Annotated in this window: 16 protein-coding genes; 4 read left to right on the top strand and 12 right to left on the bottom strand. The window is 55.1% G+C overall.

Annotated features, from left to right (window positions below; genetic code table 11):
- Nucleotides 1-5: 5 nt before the first annotated feature.
- From LZP96_RS16860 to rppH, 8 genes are all read right to left on the bottom strand, one after another.
- Complete coding sequence (locus tag LZP96_RS16860) at nt 6-329, bottom strand: prepilin-type N-terminal cleavage/methylation domain-containing protein (RefSeq protein WP_258926181.1); 324 nt, start codon at nt 327-329, stop codon at nt 6-8.
- The gene (locus LZP96_RS16855; protein ID WP_258926179.1) at nt 314-715 is read right to left on the bottom strand and encodes a DUF2509 family protein; all 402 of its coding nucleotides are present in this window, start codon (nt 713-715) and stop codon (nt 314-316) included. Before LZP96_RS16855 ends, LZP96_RS16860 begins: the two co-directional genes overlap by 16 nt.
- Nucleotides 712-1,275: a prepilin peptidase-dependent protein gene (locus tag LZP96_RS16850; RefSeq protein ID WP_258926178.1), complete on the bottom strand. Its 564-nt coding sequence runs from the start codon at nt 1,273-1,275 to the stop codon at nt 712-714. Before LZP96_RS16850 ends, LZP96_RS16855 begins: the two co-directional genes overlap by 4 nt.
- A complete protein-coding gene (locus tag LZP96_RS16845) occupies nt 1,266-1,730 on the bottom strand; it encodes a prepilin peptidase-dependent protein (RefSeq protein ID WP_258926177.1) in 465 nt (154 codons plus the stop codon). Before LZP96_RS16845 ends, LZP96_RS16850 begins: the two co-directional genes overlap by 10 nt.
- Before the next feature lie 183 nt (nt 1,731-1,913).
- Nucleotides 1,914-2,708 (bottom strand): thymidylate synthase, encoded by a 795-nt coding sequence (gene thyA, locus LZP96_RS16840; protein ID WP_064327236.1) that lies wholly within the window; start codon nt 2,706-2,708, stop codon nt 1,914-1,916.
- A gap of 6 nt (nt 2,709-2,714) precedes the next feature.
- Nucleotides 2,715-3,590, bottom strand: coding sequence for a prolipoprotein diacylglyceryl transferase (gene lgt, locus LZP96_RS16835; protein ID WP_064327237.1), 876 nt, complete (start codon nt 3,588-3,590; stop codon nt 2,715-2,717).
- Nucleotides 3,591-3,778: 188 nt separating this feature from the next.
- The gene (ptsP, locus tag LZP96_RS16830) at nt 3,779-6,025 is read right to left on the bottom strand and encodes a phosphoenolpyruvate--protein phosphotransferase (RefSeq protein ID WP_064327238.1); all 2,247 of its coding nucleotides are present in this window, start codon (nt 6,023-6,025) and stop codon (nt 3,779-3,781) included.
- Nucleotides 6,026-6,037: 12 nt separating this feature from the next.
- Complete coding sequence (gene rppH / locus LZP96_RS16825) at nt 6,038-6,568, bottom strand: RNA pyrophosphohydrolase (RefSeq protein ID WP_064327239.1); 531 nt, start codon at nt 6,566-6,568, stop codon at nt 6,038-6,040.
- A 682-nt stretch (nt 6,569-7,250) separates the two neighbouring features.
- Here rppH and mutH point away from each other — a divergent pair.
- The 3 genes from mutH (at nt 7,251) to LZP96_RS16805 (ending at nt 9,465) form a co-directional block, all read left to right on the top strand.
- Nucleotides 7,251-7,934: a DNA mismatch repair endonuclease MutH gene (gene mutH, locus LZP96_RS16815; RefSeq protein WP_064327240.1), complete on the top strand. Its 684-nt coding sequence runs from the start codon at nt 7,251-7,253 to the stop codon at nt 7,932-7,934.
- A 137-nt stretch (nt 7,935-8,071) separates the two neighbouring features.
- On the top strand, nt 8,072-8,290 hold the full coding sequence (locus tag LZP96_RS16810) for a YgdI/YgdR family lipoprotein (protein WP_064327241.1): 219 nt from the start codon (nt 8,072-8,074) through the stop codon (nt 8,288-8,290).
- A gap of 134 nt (nt 8,291-8,424) precedes the next feature.
- Nucleotides 8,425-9,465: an NADP(H)-dependent aldo-keto reductase gene (locus LZP96_RS16805; protein ID WP_064327242.1), complete on the top strand. Its 1,041-nt coding sequence runs from the start codon at nt 8,425-8,427 to the stop codon at nt 9,463-9,465.
- A gap of 45 nt (nt 9,466-9,510) precedes the next feature.
- On the opposite strand, the gene lplT is transcribed toward LZP96_RS16805, so the two are convergent.
- Nucleotides 9,511-10,704 (bottom strand): lysophospholipid transporter LplT, encoded by a 1,194-nt coding sequence (gene lplT, locus LZP96_RS16800; RefSeq protein WP_064327243.1) that lies wholly within the window; start codon nt 10,702-10,704, stop codon nt 9,511-9,513.
- Complete coding sequence (gene aas, locus LZP96_RS16795; protein ID WP_064327244.1) at nt 10,697-12,856, bottom strand: bifunctional acyl-ACP--phospholipid O-acyltransferase/long-chain-fatty-acid--ACP ligase; 2,160 nt, start codon at nt 12,854-12,856, stop codon at nt 10,697-10,699. Before aas ends, lplT begins: the two co-directional genes overlap by 8 nt.
- A 619-nt stretch (nt 12,857-13,475) precedes the next feature.
- On the opposite strand from aas, the gene galR reads away from it, so the two are divergent.
- Entirely contained in the window at nt 13,476-14,492 is a 1,017-nt protein-coding gene (galR, locus tag LZP96_RS16790; protein WP_064327245.1) for an HTH-type transcriptional regulator GalR, read from the top strand.
- On the opposite strand, the gene LZP96_RS16785 is transcribed toward galR, so the two are convergent.
- Complete coding sequence (locus tag LZP96_RS16785; RefSeq protein ID WP_064327246.1) at nt 14,453-14,929, bottom strand: GNAT family N-acetyltransferase; 477 nt, start codon at nt 14,927-14,929, stop codon at nt 14,453-14,455. The genes galR and LZP96_RS16785 overlap by 40 nt on opposite strands.
- Nucleotides 14,926-15,699: a GntR family transcriptional regulator gene (locus tag LZP96_RS16780; protein ID WP_064327247.1), complete on the bottom strand. Its 774-nt coding sequence runs from the start codon at nt 15,697-15,699 to the stop codon at nt 14,926-14,928. Before LZP96_RS16780 ends, LZP96_RS16785 begins: the two co-directional genes overlap by 4 nt.
- Nucleotides 15,700-15,740 lie beyond the last annotated feature (41 nt).

Raw genomic sequence — 15,740 nt, 5'->3', positions numbered from 1 at the left:
CCCGACTACTGGCTTAACGGACAATGCAGGCGTGTCATCTGACCCTGCCGTCCCAGAGGAGAAATAACCGTGACCGTGATGCTGACACATCCAGCCTGCGTTGTCTGCACCCGCTTAACCTGCCAGCCCGCAGGCAGACTGTTTGCCGATAATTGCGCCTGATTCCAGGCGTGGTGCCACAGCTGTCGGTACTGATTGTACAGCGTGAAGCGGCTGGCAAGGGCACGATGATAGCCTGATAACGCCGTGACAATCATGACCATCAACACCATCGCCATTAAAACTTCCACCATGCTAAAACCTTTTTGTCTGCTTAACGGGGCTGACATAGTGCAGCCTCCCTGAGCGGGCAAAAATCACTCCATCCATGCGGGGATAAAAGCACGCTCCCCTCAACGAGCTCGCCTCCCTGCCACAGCACACCATCGCCGCTACTGGCGATAAGCAATACGCGGTTGTCGCTTAACAGACGCAGACACGCCCGCCAGGTGCCTTCGCTGCGGCACTGGCTGCCCTGGTGTATCGACCAGGGTTGTCGCCGTCCCCACTCCAGCGCCGACTGCACGTTCGCCTGGGTCTGGAGCGACTGGCTTTCACGCGCGACCACACGGCTAAACGCATCAAGTTGCTGATTGAGTCCTGCCAGCATCAGGCTGCCGAGAAGCATCAGCAGCAACACCAGCGACAGCGACGACATCCCTTGCTGGCGACTCACAGATTGAACCCCGTGACATGATGCACTACCTGAACCGATGAGCTATCGTAGCCCTTACGCGAGGCGCTCAGCGCGATGACAAATTCGGGTGAAAATCCAGCCAGCGCATGTTGTCGAACAGAAAAATTGTGTATGAACACCCTGTCCGGATCGGTTAATTTGTCCCATCCTTTTCCCTCACAGTGCGTGGCCCCGCGCTGCGTTTCCAGCACGCCGGATGCCAGCCTAAACCCGGTCTGCTCAGCTTCTGCCTTTGGCGTCTTCTCCCACTGGCCGTTACTGTTGGCATCCCACTGAACAATGACGCATTGTCCATCCTGACTGATAAATATCCCCCGGCCCTGACACTGGCCGACACAGTATCCCGCTCGTTGAATTTGCTTGCCTATCGCCATCACCCTTAGCCAGATATCCTCTTCCAGGTCCTGCTTCGCTTCCTGGCGCAAAATGGCCTGCTGCAGTCCTGGCAGAAATCGGGCGGAACTGAGCAGTAATAAGCTGCCGATGGCCATCGCAATCAGCACTTCGGTCAGGGAGAACCCGCGCGAATTTACTGACACGTGTCTTGTCCTGTACTGCTGCACATTCTGATTCGCCCCAGGTTTGAAACGATAATCAGCCATTCCCCGGCGCGACTGCGTACCCGAATATGTCCGGCCCAGGCGGTATCGTTACGTCCATAAAACGTCAGCGAGGGGGTGATTTCCGCAACGGTTACGTCGGGCCAGATCGCACGCAGGACTAAGGCCCCGCCAGAATGGCAATCCAGTATTGTCGAAATCGTTAAACAGCCACCCTGGCCGTCTGACCTCTGCACAACGCTATGGTCCCTGTTGTGATTATTCGCATCACTTCTGACTTCCATAAGGTAATCCCGTATCTGATGCGCGGCCTGCCACAAGCGCTGCTGTTCCTGCCAGCTCTGCCAGCCATAAAGCCCTGTCGCGCTGAGCGTGACGACAAGCGCGATTGCCACCATGGTTTCGATTAAGGTAAAGCCGCATTCGTTTTTCATGCAGGAAGTGTGCTGCGCACCCATTTGAAAAACGAGGGCAAAAAAAGAGGTTTGCGAGGGGTTATCAGGGAAATCTGTGTCGTTGCAACTGCATGACAACAAAGTGGAAAGCCGCTCGCAAAAGTAAAACGCGGGCCAAAAAAAACCGGCGCTGATAAGCACCGGTTGTGTCAGGATACTGCGTCAGATAGCAACAGGCGCTTTGATGCCAGGGTGGGGATCATAGCCCTCAATCTCAAAGTCGTCGAAACGATAATCGAAGAGTGAGTCCGGTTTACGCTTAATGACGAGCTTCGGCAACGCACGGGGTTCACGGGTCAGCTGCAGATGCGTCTGTTCCATGTGATTGCTGTAAAGATGGGTATCACCACCGGTCCAGACGAAATCACCCACTTCCAGGTTGCACTGCTGCGCCATCATATGCACCAGCAACGCGTAGCTGGCGATATTGAAAGGTAAGCCTAAGAACACATCGCAGGAGCGCTGGTAGAGCTGGCAAGAGAGCTTGCCGTCAGCAACGTAGAACTGGAAGAAGGCGTGACACGGGGCCAGGGCCATCTTATCCAGCTCGCCCACGTTCCACGCCGAAACGATGATACGACGTGAATCGGGATCGTTTTTCAACTGCTCAAGCACGGTTGCGATCTGATCGATATGGCGGCCATCTGGCGTTGGCCAGGCACGCCACTGCTTACCGTATACCGGCCCAAGATCGCCCTTTTCATCTGCCCATTCATCCCAGATGGAGACATTGTTTTCATGCAGATAGGCAACGTTGGTATCGCCTTGCAGGAACCAGAGCAGTTCATGAATGATCGAGCGCAAATGGCAGCGCTTGGTTGTCACCAGAGGGAAGCCTTCCTGCAGATTGAAGCGCATCTGGTGGCCAAAAATGGAGAGCGTACCGGTCCCGGTACGGTCGTTTTTCGGCGTGCCCTCTTCGAGCACTTTTTTCATCAACTCAAGATACTGTTTCATGGTTCCTCAGGAAAGTTGTTGCTGTGGACGACGACGATACGCCCAAATCATCATGATGACACCCGCGACAATCATTGGGATGGAGAGGATCTGCCCCATGCTAATGTATTGCACCCATTCACCCGTGAACTGCGCATCCGGCTGGCGGAAGAATTCTACGATGATACGGAACGCGCCGTAACCGATCAGGAACAGGCCTGATACAGCGCCCATTGGGCGTGGCTTGCGGATAAAGATATTCAGGATGATAAACAGCACGACCCCTTCCAGCGCCAGCTCGTACAGCTGTGACATATGGCGCGGCAGTACACCGTAGGTATCGAAAATGGATTGCCATTCCGGGTGCGATGGCAGCAGCGCCAGATCCTCGGCACGGGATGCAGGGAAGAGCATGGTGTACGGAACGCTTGGGTCAACACGCCCCCACAGCTCACCGTTAATGAAGTTCCCCAGACGCCCGGCGCCCAGGCCAAACGGGATCAACGGTGCAATGAAATCAGCCACCTGGAAGAAGTTGCGTTTCGTGCGTTTGGCAAAAATCACCATCACCAGAATCACACCAATCAGGCCACCGTGGAATGACATTCCCCCGTCCCAGACGCGGAACAGATAGAGAGGATCGTTCAGGAAGACCGGGAAGTTGTAGAACATCACATAGCCGATACGTCCGCCCAGGAACACGCCCAGGAAGCCCGCATAGAGCAGATTTTCTACCTCATTTTTGGTCCATCCACTGCCTGGACGACCGGCACGACGACCCGCCAGCCACATGGCAAAAATGAAACCGACAAGATACATCAAGCCGTACCAGTGAAGTGCCACCGGCCCGATAGAGAATATGACCGGATCAAATTCCGGAAAATGCAGATAACCACTGTTCATCTGTCACCACAAGTTCTTGTTATTCCGCTGAAAATGGACAGCGGTAGAGAATCGCGAACGGCGTAAACCGACGCTCCAAAGCTGCGAATCATAGCACAAGGCAGGCGTCGGGGATGCGATTGAGATGTAAAAGATGTGTATAGAGTTTTGTTCGGCTTTGGCCCGCTCGCCGGGAGAGCCCGTGGCGATCACCGACCACCGCGAATAAGCCCGCCCATACCGCGACGCTCCATAAAGGCCGCCACCTGATGACGAACCTCCGTCGCCAGTTGGGCCTCAAGGCTGCGTCGGGCCAGCGCCTGCGCATCGGCATAATCGATATGCCGCAGCAGATATTTTACCCGCGCCACGGAACGGCCATTCATCGACAGATGGCGGAAACCTAATCCAATCAGGATAGCCACGCACATCGAGTCCCCGGCCATTTCACCGCACAGACGCAAATCGATCCCGTGCTGTTCGGCTTCACGCGCAATCATCGCCAGCGCACGCAGCATGCCCGGATGAAGGCTGTCATACATGCTGGCAACCCGGGTATTGTTACGATCGACCGCCAGAATATACTGGGTGAGATCGTTCGTCCCGACCGAGATAAAATCGACGCGGTTTGCCAGCTGGGGCAGCATAAAGACCATTGAAGGGACCTCAAGCATGACCCCCAGGCGCGGTTTCGGGATCGCATAACCGATCATCTCTTCCACTTCGCGACCGGCACGTTCAATCAGACGACGCGCTTCATCGATCTCATCCAGGCTTGTCACCATCGGCAAAAGAATACTGAGGTTGCCCGTCGCGGCGTTGGCACGCAGCATGGCGCGCACCTGGATCAAAAAGATCTCCGGCTGGTCGAGCGTGATGCGGATACCTCGCCATCCCAGACAGGGATTTTCTTCACTGATAGGCATATAAGGCAGCTGCTTATCCGCCCCCACGTCCAGCGTTCGCAGCGTCACGGGTTTGTCATTGAACATTTGCAACATGCCCTGGTACTGCGCGACCTGCTCTTCTTCAGACGGAAAACCGCTTTGCAGCATAAAAGGGATCTCGGTGCGATACAGCCCAATGCCGTCGATGCGATTACCGAGTTTTTCTTCATGTGCCGGGCTGAGACCCGCGTTCAGCATCACTTTGATGCGCTCACCGCTTTTTAACTGCGCGGGGAGATTCACGTCATCTTCTGCCAGCTTGCTTAATTCGTTTTCTTCGCTGATGAGGCGCTGATATTCCTGCAGCAACACGGGCTCAGGATCCACCAGCAGCTCGCCGCGATAGCCGTCCACCACCAGCGTGCGACGATGCAGAACCGAGGGCTGTACATCGGCGCCCATCACGGTGGGAATGCCCAGCGCACGAACCATGATCGCTGCATGGGAGTTGGCCGCGCCATCCCGGACAACCACCCCGGCAAGACGATCCTGCGGCAGCTCCGCCAGCGTAGTCGCAGAGAGTTCATCAGCGACCAGAACAAACCGTTTTGGCCAGGCATCCGCGCCCTGCGTCGTGTCATCGAGATGGAACAGCAGGCGCTGGCCCAGCGTGCGGAGATCGCCTGCGCGCTCCTTCAGATAGCCATCCGTCAGCGCGGCGAACTGCTCGGCGAATTTCTCAATGATCTTTTTCACCGCCCATTCGGCGACTGAACCCTGGTCCACCTCCGCAAAAAGCTCACGCCGCAGCCGCGCATCGGAAAGGAGATGCGAATAGAGATCGAATATCGCCGCCGTCTCTTTTTGCGCCCCGGCCGCAAAGCGTTTGCTGTAACGCCGGAATTCGCCCGCGGCCTCTTCCAGCGCCGCCGTTAACCGCTCGCGTTCCAGGGCCGTATCCAGCGTTGACGCTTCATACACCTGCTCCATCAGTGGCAGGGTGGCATCCATCCAGCCTTCGGCAATGGCGACGCCAGGCGAGGCAGGCAGCGCCCGAATGCGCGTGTGACGGTACTGGCCGAACAAGGCGGCGAGCTGAGATTGCGACAGAATGGCCGCCATTTGCGTGGCGAGCGTGACGAGGAAGGACTCCTCGCTTTCATCGTATTGCCGTATTTCTCGTTGTTGCACCACCAGAACGCCAAGCAGCTGGCGGCGCTGAATAATAGGCACGCCAAGGAAGGCGCGAAAACGCTCTTCTTTAACGGAAGGGATATATTTAAAGCTGGGGTGTTTTTGAGCATCCGCAAGGTTAATGGGCTCAGCCAGGCGTCCAACCAGCCCCACGATGCCCTCGTCGAACGCAAGCGCAACGGTACGACCCCGCGGCTTTTTCAGCCCGCGAGTTGCCATCAGATAGTAACAACGCCGGTCATGGTCGGCCAGATAGACCGAACAGACTTCGGTTTCCATCGCAAGACAGATATCAGTGACGAGGATATCCAGCGCTTCGTTCACACGAGGCGCGCTGGCTACCTTCTCAACTATTTCTCGCAAGCGGGTGAGCATGATTTGCGTAGCTTAACCTCTTTTACGTCGCCAGGCAGGTGCGCTTTGCGGCTTAGGAGCGGTTTCCTGAAGCGCCATAACCACACTTGCAAACTCTTTCATCACCCTACGGTAAACGTCGCGCTTAAATGAGACGACCTGACGAACCGGATACCAGTAGCTCACCCAGCGCCAGCCGTCGAACTCTGGCGTGCTGCAGGTTTGCATATTGATTTCTGAATCGTTGCTTACCAATTGCAAAAGAAACCATCTTTGTTTCTGGCCGATACAAACCGGCTTTGTGTCCCAACGCACCAAACGTTTCGGTAACTTGTAACGCAACCAGTTGCGGGTCGAAGCCAGGATGCGAACATCTTTTCGGCTTAAGCCGACTTCTTCGAACAGCTCCCGATACATCGCTTGTTCTGGGGACTCTCCTGGGTTGATTCCACCTTGTGGAAATTGCCAGGAGTGCTGACCATACCGTCTTGCCCACATAACCTGGCCCTGACGATTACAAATTACGATACCTACATTCGGGCGGTAGCCATCGTCATCAATCACCGGACTACCTCAAACTAAACCTGATATACAAACGATTGTTTCACACTCCAGTGAGGCGGTAAACCACTCTCTTACAGGCCTGCAACGGAATAACATTTGAATAACTCACAATTTTCACTCAAGTTATAAACAGATGAGCACGCCCGGAGGCCATTTTATTCACTTTTTCTGTGGATATACTTGTGAAGAAGTATGGAATTACCGATGGACAACCTGAAGCCTCGGAAATCTCCGAGAAATTGCGCAACGCATTTATCTCATTTTTATCATTAAGTTACATGTCATTTTGAATCAACATCGGTGCATAACGTGACGATCGTCACACAGGAGATCTTTCTACTGATGAAAGATCGAACAGCGTCGGTTTTATCCACAGATTGTGCCAATAAGTTAGTCACAATTTGTGTGAAAATTGGATTTTCATCGCACGTCAAGGCTGTAAATGGAACCAGTAGTCGGGGTTATTCTCAGTTATCCCACTTTTCTGTGGATAACATGGTGTAAGATCCTGTTCATTGCCAGTGACCAGAATGGGACAACCTTTTCCGGAACAAAATCTGACGCCACGAAAAATCGAAAAAAAGCAGATGAATCATAGGCCTGTGATATACCGACTAGAAAAGATAAACTCTATCCACAACAGAGACTAATGCAGTTCATTTTTTAACCAAGGGTTTATAACATGCTCCCGCTAAGACCATTATCATCGCCGCCCACGAGCGAAGCAGAGTTATTACACCAGGCGCAGCGCGTCGCGGGCTATACGCTGGGCGAACTTGCGGTGCAGGCAGGCTTGCCCATACCGAAAGATCTTAAGCGTGATAAGGGCTGGACTGGCATCTTGCTGGAAACCTGGCTGGGCGCCAGCGCGGGGAGCAAACCGGAGCAGGATTTCGCCGCCCTGGGCGTTGAGCTAAAAACGATCCCTATTAATAGCCAGGGGAAGCCGCTTGAAACCACCTTTGTCTGCGTTGCCCCGCTCACGGGCAATACGGGCGTGACCTGGGAATACAGTCACGTAAGACATAAGCTGAAACGCGTGCTGTGGGTCCCCGTCGAAGGCGAACGGCTTATCCCGCTGGCTGAACGTCGGGTCGGCGCCCCGCTTTTATGGAGCCCCAGCGAAGAAGAAGAGCATCAGTTACGCCAGGACTGGGAAGAGTTAATGGATATGATCGTGCTGGGTCAGGTAGAGCGCATTACCGCCCGCCATGGCGAAGTGTTACAGCTTCGTCCCAAGGCGGCGAACAGTAAAGCGCTCACTGAAGCAATTGGAACGCACGGCGAACCTATCCTCACCCTGCCACGGGGCTTTTACCTTAAGAAGAATTTTACCGGTGCGCTGCTGGCGCGGCATTTTTTCTGAAAACAGACGTTTTGTCATGGTTTTGCGACGAATCAAACATTTTCACGTAGCTTTTAAGATTTTACCGCTTTCACCTGTCGAATTATCAGGGTATTACTACACTATGATTGGATACGAGCCAGATGAGGATGATAATGATGAAAAAATGGGCAGTGTTGATCTCGGCAGTGGGTTTGGCATGCGCTGTTTCGGGTTGCAGTAGCGATTACGTGATGGCTACCAAAGATGGACGAATGATTTTGACCGACGGTAAGCCTCAGGTTGATGATGATACCGGTCTGGTAAGCTACCGCGATCAGCAGGGTAACAATATGCAGATTAACCGCGATGATGTTTCGCAAATCATCGAACGTTAATCCGATGACGAACAGATAAAGGTCAGTGGGTTACTGGCCTTTTTGTTTTTTCCCTTCCCCTTTTGCTTCCCCTCTGCCATGTTTATATTCCTTCGTCGGGGAGTTCCTGACGCCTACAGTAAAGGAAGCCGGCTATGCATTATCACCGTATCCCCCACAGCTCTCTGGAGATAAGCCAACTGGGGTTGGGCACGATGACATTTGGTGAACAAAACAGCGAAGCCGATGCCCATGCTCAACTTGATTACGCCGTCAGCCAGGGAATTAACCTGATTGATGTCGCGGAAATGTACCCCGTGCCGCCGCGCCCGGAAACGCAGGGGTTAACGGAAACCTTTGTCGGCAACTGGCTGGCGAAGCACGGTAACCGTGAAAAACTGGTTCTTGCCTCTAAGGTGAGCGGCCCGTCGCGCAATAACGACACGGGCATTCGTCAGAACCAGATCCTTGATCGCAAAAATATTCGCGAGGCGCTGGATGCCAGCCTGAAGCGACTGCAAACCGATTATCTCGATTTATATCAGGTTCACTGGCCGCAGCGCCCAACCAACTGTTTTGGCAAACTGGGTTACACCTGGAGCGACACGGCGCCAGCGGTATCGCTGCTGGAAACCCTGGAAGCGCTAACGGAATGCCAGCGTGCCGGGAAGATCCGCTACATCGGCGTCTCAAATGAGACCGCGTTTGGCGTGATGCGTTACCTGCATCTGGCGGACAAACACGACCTGCCCCGCATTGTGACGATTCAAAACCCGTACAGCCTGGTGAACCGCAGCTATGAAGTCGGTCTTGCCGAGGTGAGTCAGTTTGAAGGGGTAGAGTTACTGGCGTATTCGTGTCTGGCGTTCGGAACCCTCACCGGCAAGTACCTGAATGGTGCAAGGCCTGCGGGAGCGCGTAACACGCTGTTTGAGCGCTTTACACGCTACAGCGGCGAGCAGACACAAAAGGCCATTGCGGCGTATGTGGATATCGCCAGACATCACGGTCTGGATCCGGCGCAGATGGCGCTGGCCTTTGTCCGTCGCCAGCCGTTTGTCGCCAGTACCTTACTCGGGGCGACGTCTCTGGAGCAGTTGAAAACGAACGTTGAAAGCTTCCACCTTGAGCTGAGTGAAGAGGTGTTAGCGGAGATTGAAGCGGTGCATCAGGTTTATACCTATCCGGCACCGTAGGTCATTAATCGTGCCCGGCGACGAAATCATTGCCGGGCATCAAACTTAACGGCGACGCTGCCAGATCCACAACCCACTGATTGCCAGCGCAAAAAGTGCGCCAAACCCGACGCCAATGCCCACGACAGGCGCGCCCGCCTTAACGGCCAGCGAATAGAGGCCCAGCATCAGCAGCATGGCAATGTTCTCCCCGAGATTCTGTACGGCAATCGCATTTCCTGCCCCTACCGTTTGTTTGCCACGCTCCTGCAGCAAGGCGTTGAGCGGCACGACAAAGAATCCCCCGAGCATTCCTATCAGCATCAGCAGCGCGTATGCGGGCAGCAGGGCATGTTGCAGAGAAAAGAACAGCACCCCCACGCCAATCAGGATCCCAGCGGGCATGCAACGCGCCACGGTGTCGAGCGTCACCAGTTTCGCCGCAATACCGGCACCGGCGACAATCCCGACGGCAACCATCGCGTTCAGATAAGTTGGCGTGGCGTTATCGGTTATTCCCAACGCGACGGGCACCCACAGCACCAGTAAGAAGCGAAGGGTAACCCCCGCCCCCCAGAACATGCTGGTGCCCAACAAGGAGAAGCGGGTTTCACCGTTGCGCCACAGTACGCGGCAGGCGTCAAAAAAGCGGGCCGTCAGGGGGCGGACATGCCAGGACTGTCCCGGACGGGCGACAGGCAGCACCGGGATAAACAGGTTTGCCGCCACTGCCCCCGCATAGACGACGCCGCAGACGCCGAGCGCGGCCAGCACGTGCCAGTCAGCAAGCACGCCGCCTGCCACGGAGCCTGTCAGGATGGCCGCGATGGTCGAGGACTCCATCAGACCGTTTGCTTTAACCAGCTTATCGCCGGTTGTCAGTTCGCCCAGGATGCCGTACTTGGCGGGAGAATAGGCCGCCGCGCCAATGCCTACCAGGGTGTAGCCGATAAAGGGATTGACGCCAAAACAGATGCTGGCTGCACCGACCAGCTTGAGCGTATTGGCGCACATCATCACCCGTCCCTTCGGGAAGCTGTCGGCGATTTGCCCGACAAACGGGGCGAAAACAATGTAAGCGCCCACAAACACCATCTGCAGTATGGGCTGACTCCAGTCCGGATAAAACTCCGCCTTGAGTAAGGCCAGCGTCGCAAACAGCAGCGCATTATCCGCAAAGGCCGACAGGAACTGCGCGGCGGTAACCGCCATCATCCCTCTCGACCAGATAGAGTCGTTAGTGTGCACTGACTTATGCATTATGCTGTTCCGCCTGTTCGACCATGCCTTTAAGGGTGACAAAATCGGGTTTTCCGCTCCCGAGGACCGGTAACTGCTTCAGATAGCGAATGTCTCTTGGCACGGCCAGCTCAGGGATCCCCTGCGCACGGGCGTGCTGAAGCAAGGCGTCCCGTTTCAGTTCGCTGTCGGTGGTAAACAGCACCAGCGCTTCGCCTTTACTGGCATCGCTTTTCACCGACGTAGCATGCATTTTTTCCGGTGAGACCGCAGAAGCCAGCATTTCCACCATTTCAAGGGAGATCATTTCGCCTGCTATTTTCGCAAACCGTTTCGCACGCCCCTGAATCTGCACATACCCCTGCTCGTCAAACCGGACAATATCGCCCGTGTCGTACCAGCCGTGCTCGGTTTCGCCGAGGGCATTTTCTGCCGTTGGCGCTTCCAGCACGCCCGGATTTTCGACACGCAGATAGCCGTTCATGATATTCGGGCCTTTCAGCTGCAGGCGTCCCCCTTCCTCAATCCCCGGTACGGCCAGCAGACGCGCATCCATTCCAGGAAGAATGCGCCCCACCGTGCCGGGCCTGGCGGCCATCGGTACGTTGATGGAGACAACCGGGGCGCACTCGGTCACGCCATACCCTTCCAGAATGCGTAAACCGAATTTATCCTGCCAGATCTGGCGCGTGCTCTCCTGCAGTTTTTCTGCCCCCGCCACCACGTAGCGAATGCGGAAGAAATCATAAGGATTAGCAAAGCGCGCATAGTTGCCAAGGAAAGTGGAGGTACCAAACAGAACGGTGCAGTTTCGGTCATACACCAGCTCCGGCACCACACGGTAGTGCAGCGGGCTGGGGTAAAGAAACACTTCTGCGCCCGTGAATAACGGGGTAAAGAGCCCAACGGTCAGACCGAAAGAGTGGAACAGCGGCAGCGCAGACATAAAACGATCTTTGGCGGTAAAGTCCGCGATGGTTTTGATCTGCTCGACGTTGGCAAGAAGACTTTTATGGCTGTGAACCACCCCTTTCGGGTGTCCTTCGGAGCCCGAGGTAAAGAGCACGATCGCGGCGTCCTCGGGCTGCTGTTTTACCTGGGCCAGACGCGGGACGAGCAGATGAGCAAAAATCCACAGCTTATCGGCAGTCGTCACATCGGCTTTAAGATCTTCGAGGTAGACCCAGCGGACCTGGGTAAGCTGCTCCGGCAGATGCCAAAGTTTGCCTTTATCAAGGAACTGGCGCGAGGTAAACACGGTCTTGATTTGCGCCGCGGTAATCGCGCTGGTTAGCCCTTTCACCCCCGCCGTATAGTTCATCATGGCCGGAATGCGTCCCCGCGACACGGCCCCGAAAATCACCGCCGCGCTGATCCCGGCGTTCGGCAGCATCAGGCCAATTTTCTCGCCCTGCTTGCTGTACTTTTCCAGAATTCGCCCGACAAAAAGCGTTTTGGTCAAAAGCTTGCGGTAGGTGTCAGGCGTGAAGTTGATATCTTCAATACAGGGCTTATTGGCACCGTACCGGTACTGCGCCGTAAGCAGGGCGTCGTAAAGCGTTTCGCGCGGACGTACCGCCATCCGTGCTTCCATCATGATCTGGTGCAGCATCTCGCCCGCTATCTTGCGTCTGTCGCGCGCGCGCGGCGCCTCGGGCATGGGCAGCGTGGTGGGCGGTAAAATATGCAGCGTAATCTGCGGGAACAGGCGCTGTTTGACCAGCCCTTTCAGGCGACTGAAGGGCGTAAGTTCAGCCCCCTCAATGCGCAGCGGAACCACGGTCGCTTTTGATTTTGCCGCCACAAAGCCCGCGCCATCGTAGATTTTCATCAACGAACCCGTTACCGAAATGCGCCCCTCAGGGAAGATCACCACCGGACGGCCCTGCTCAATCAGACGCACCAGATGTTTAATCATCATCGGCTTTGTCGGATCCAGCGGAACGAAATCAATAAAGGGGGCGAGCTTGCGCATATACCATTTCTGGCTAATTGAACTGTAGACCGCAAAGACGGGGCGTCCCGGCAGAAAGAGAGCCAGCAGAATGCCATCAATAAAAGACACATGGTTAGGCGTAATAAGAACGCGCTCGCCGTTCAGGGACTGAAGATCGCCCGTGATGCGAATGCGGAAAAGGATTCGAAATAAGAAACGGAAGAACCCAAAAAGCATGTCAACTCCCTTTGCCCGTAAATGAATGGATTACGCTAAATTGTGGCAGATTACACGAGAAGTGCAGAGGGGGCGACAGCTAATACAGAGGCGAAAAAAAACCTGCGCATCCGCGCAGGTTGGTGCAAGAGATGAGTACGAATCCGTACCAGGAATTCTCACCAATCAATACCTCTGGGATCTTGATTGTGGCTTCGTGACCTCATCTTCGCCAGTATGAAAACGCAAGTGATTGAGCCGAAGTGCAACCAGGTGTGAATTTTATCGATTGCTGTTACAGGTTGATGTTCAGGCAAAAAAAACCTGCGTATGGACGCAGGTTGGTGTAAATCGTGTTAATCAACCGGAGTTGATTTCACCTATCAATACCTCTGGGATCACGACTGTAGCAATCTGGTCATATTTTCCACCAGCGGACAATCGCAACAGCCTGCCGCAAAGTGTAACTAAAGATTCCGCCAGACATTATTCTGACACGCTTCGCCGTGTAACGATTACACGACGTCTTACGCTCTGCATCACGTTTGCGCAGTCAGGCGGCGGCGAGACCTTGAATGCACCTCGCTTTTCCGCAACACTAGTGGGTGTGTAAACGCTTACCCCCATAAGAAGGTACTGAATGGCGACAATTAAGGATGTGGCACGGATGGCGGGTGTCTCCGTTGCGACCGTCTCACGCGTGATAAATCATTCTCCCAAAGCCAGCGATACATCACGACAGGCCGTTATGAGCGCCATGGAAACCCTGAACTATCATCCCAACGCCAATGCCCGGGCGCTTGCCCAGCAATCGACCGAAACGGTAGGTCTGGTGGTGGGTGATGTCTCCGACCCTTTTTTTGGTGCCATGGTTAAAGCCGTTGAGCATGTCGCCTACGAGACGGGCAATTTTTTACTGATCGGCAACGGCTACCATAATGAACATAAAGAGCGCCAGGCCATCGAACAGCTGATTCGCCATCGCTGCGCGGCGCTTGTCGTGCATGCAAAGGTTCTGCCGGACGAAGAGTTGCTGCATCTGATGAAGCAAATTCCGGGTATGGTCCTGATAAATCGTATTATTCCAGGTTATGAAAAACGCTGTGTCGCGCTCGACGATCGCTACGGTGCCTGGCTTGCGACGCGGCATCTTATTCAGCAGGGTCATACGCGCATTGGTTATCTCTGCTCAAACCACCAGATTTCAGATGCGGAAGACCGTTTACAAGGCTATCACGACGCCCTGCGTGAGCATGGTCTGCCGTCAAATGAACGGCTGGTAACCTATGCAGAGCCCGATGAGAGCGGCGGTGAGCAGGCGATGACGGAGCTGCTGGGCCGGGGGAAAAACTTTACGGCCGTGGCCTGTTATAACGACTCGATGGCCGCAGGCGCGATGGGCGTGCTGAATGATAACGGCATCGACGTGCCCGCTGAGATTTCGCTGATTGGATTCGATGACGTGCTGGTGTCTCGCTATGTGCGTCCACGCCTGACCACCGTCCGATATCCGATAGTTACTATGGCCACCCAGGCTGCGGAACTGGCGCTGGCGCTGGCCGATAACCGTCCGCTGCCGGATATTACCCACCTGTTTAGCCCGACGCTAGTCCGCCGTCACTCTGTTGTAGCGCCGCCGGACGCGGTGAGCGAATAGCGATAGAGATGGACCGTTTTATCCGGGTATTCCAGCGCATCCCCGATATACTGCCAGCCGTAGCGTTCGTAAAAGTTGCGGCAGGCCGACCAGAGATGCAGTTCTGCATACCCGGCCTGCCTGGCGTAGTCCTGCACATGGTTCTGTAATTTTCCCGCCAGCCCTTTGCCGCGCGCGGCGTCATCGACATAGAGCGCCGCCATCCAGGGGAAAAGATCCTGCCGAGTGATTAAATCGCACCGCCAGAGCCCGACCGTGCCAAGTAACCTCTCACCGTCGAGCGCTACAAAGGTTATTGGTAAGGCATCCGGCGTCTGGCTGTGGTCAACAATGCTCGCAAAAAAGGCCCGCGGTAATCCGTCGCCAAACGCCTGCCAGAGCCAGTCTGTGACCTGCTCAGCATGGTGCGACGCGGCGTAGAGCGGCAAAATCTTCACACCAGTTTTCCCTGAAACAGCGGGACGGATTCAAACAGATAGCCATCGAAATCGGGCGCATCCTCGTCGGACAGCTCCAGCAGGCTCTTTTTAACGTTTTCCAGATGCTGGAACATGGCCTGCCAGGCCCCCATGACGTCGCGACGTCGCAGGGCGGCGAGAATGGTTTGTCTGTCGCCCAGCCATTTCAGTCGCCAGGCGCGGCTGGCGATGTGGACGTTAAATTGCTGCCACAGCGGGCTGCTGTCCATGTGATGCCAGACGCTCTCAACGGTCGCCAGCAGCATCTGATTTTGCGTGGCGCCCGCCAGCACCAGGTGGAACATCTTGTTGTTATCCTGGCTGTTGTCATTGCTGGCGATGGCGCGCTGCTCTTGTTCAATGATGCGGCGCAAGTTATCGATATCGGCACGCGTCGCCATTTTTGCGGCAAAAGCCGCGATATTGCTTTCCAGCAGCTGGCGCGCCTGCAAAATTTCAAACGGGCCGACATCGCTGTTCAGGAAGCGCTCTTCTTCGTTTTCATGCTCTTCTGGAATGCGCATGACATAGACGCCGGAACCCTGGCGAATATCCACCGTCCCTTGCAGCTCAAGCATGAGCAGCGCCTCACGCACAATGGTACGGCTCACGCCGTAGGTTTCAGCGATATTGCGCTCAGGCGGCAGGCGGGAGCCAACGGGATAGTGACCCTGGATAATTTGCGTGCGCAAATCCTCGCCAATTTCCTGGTACTGTTTTTTTTCCGGTGGGACAACGGCCTTATCCACAATATCACCTGCGCTTACTTATCAGTTAATACGTGGCCGGG

The sequence above is a fragment of the Huaxiibacter chinensis genome (genome assembly GCF_022171985.1).
In the GTDB taxonomy this organism is placed as follows: Bacteria; Pseudomonadota; Gammaproteobacteria; order Enterobacterales; family Enterobacteriaceae; genus Enterobacter; species Enterobacter chinensis_A.
The sequence above is the reverse complement of the archived record's forward strand: the minus strand, read 5'-3'. Positions and strand labels throughout refer to the sequence as shown.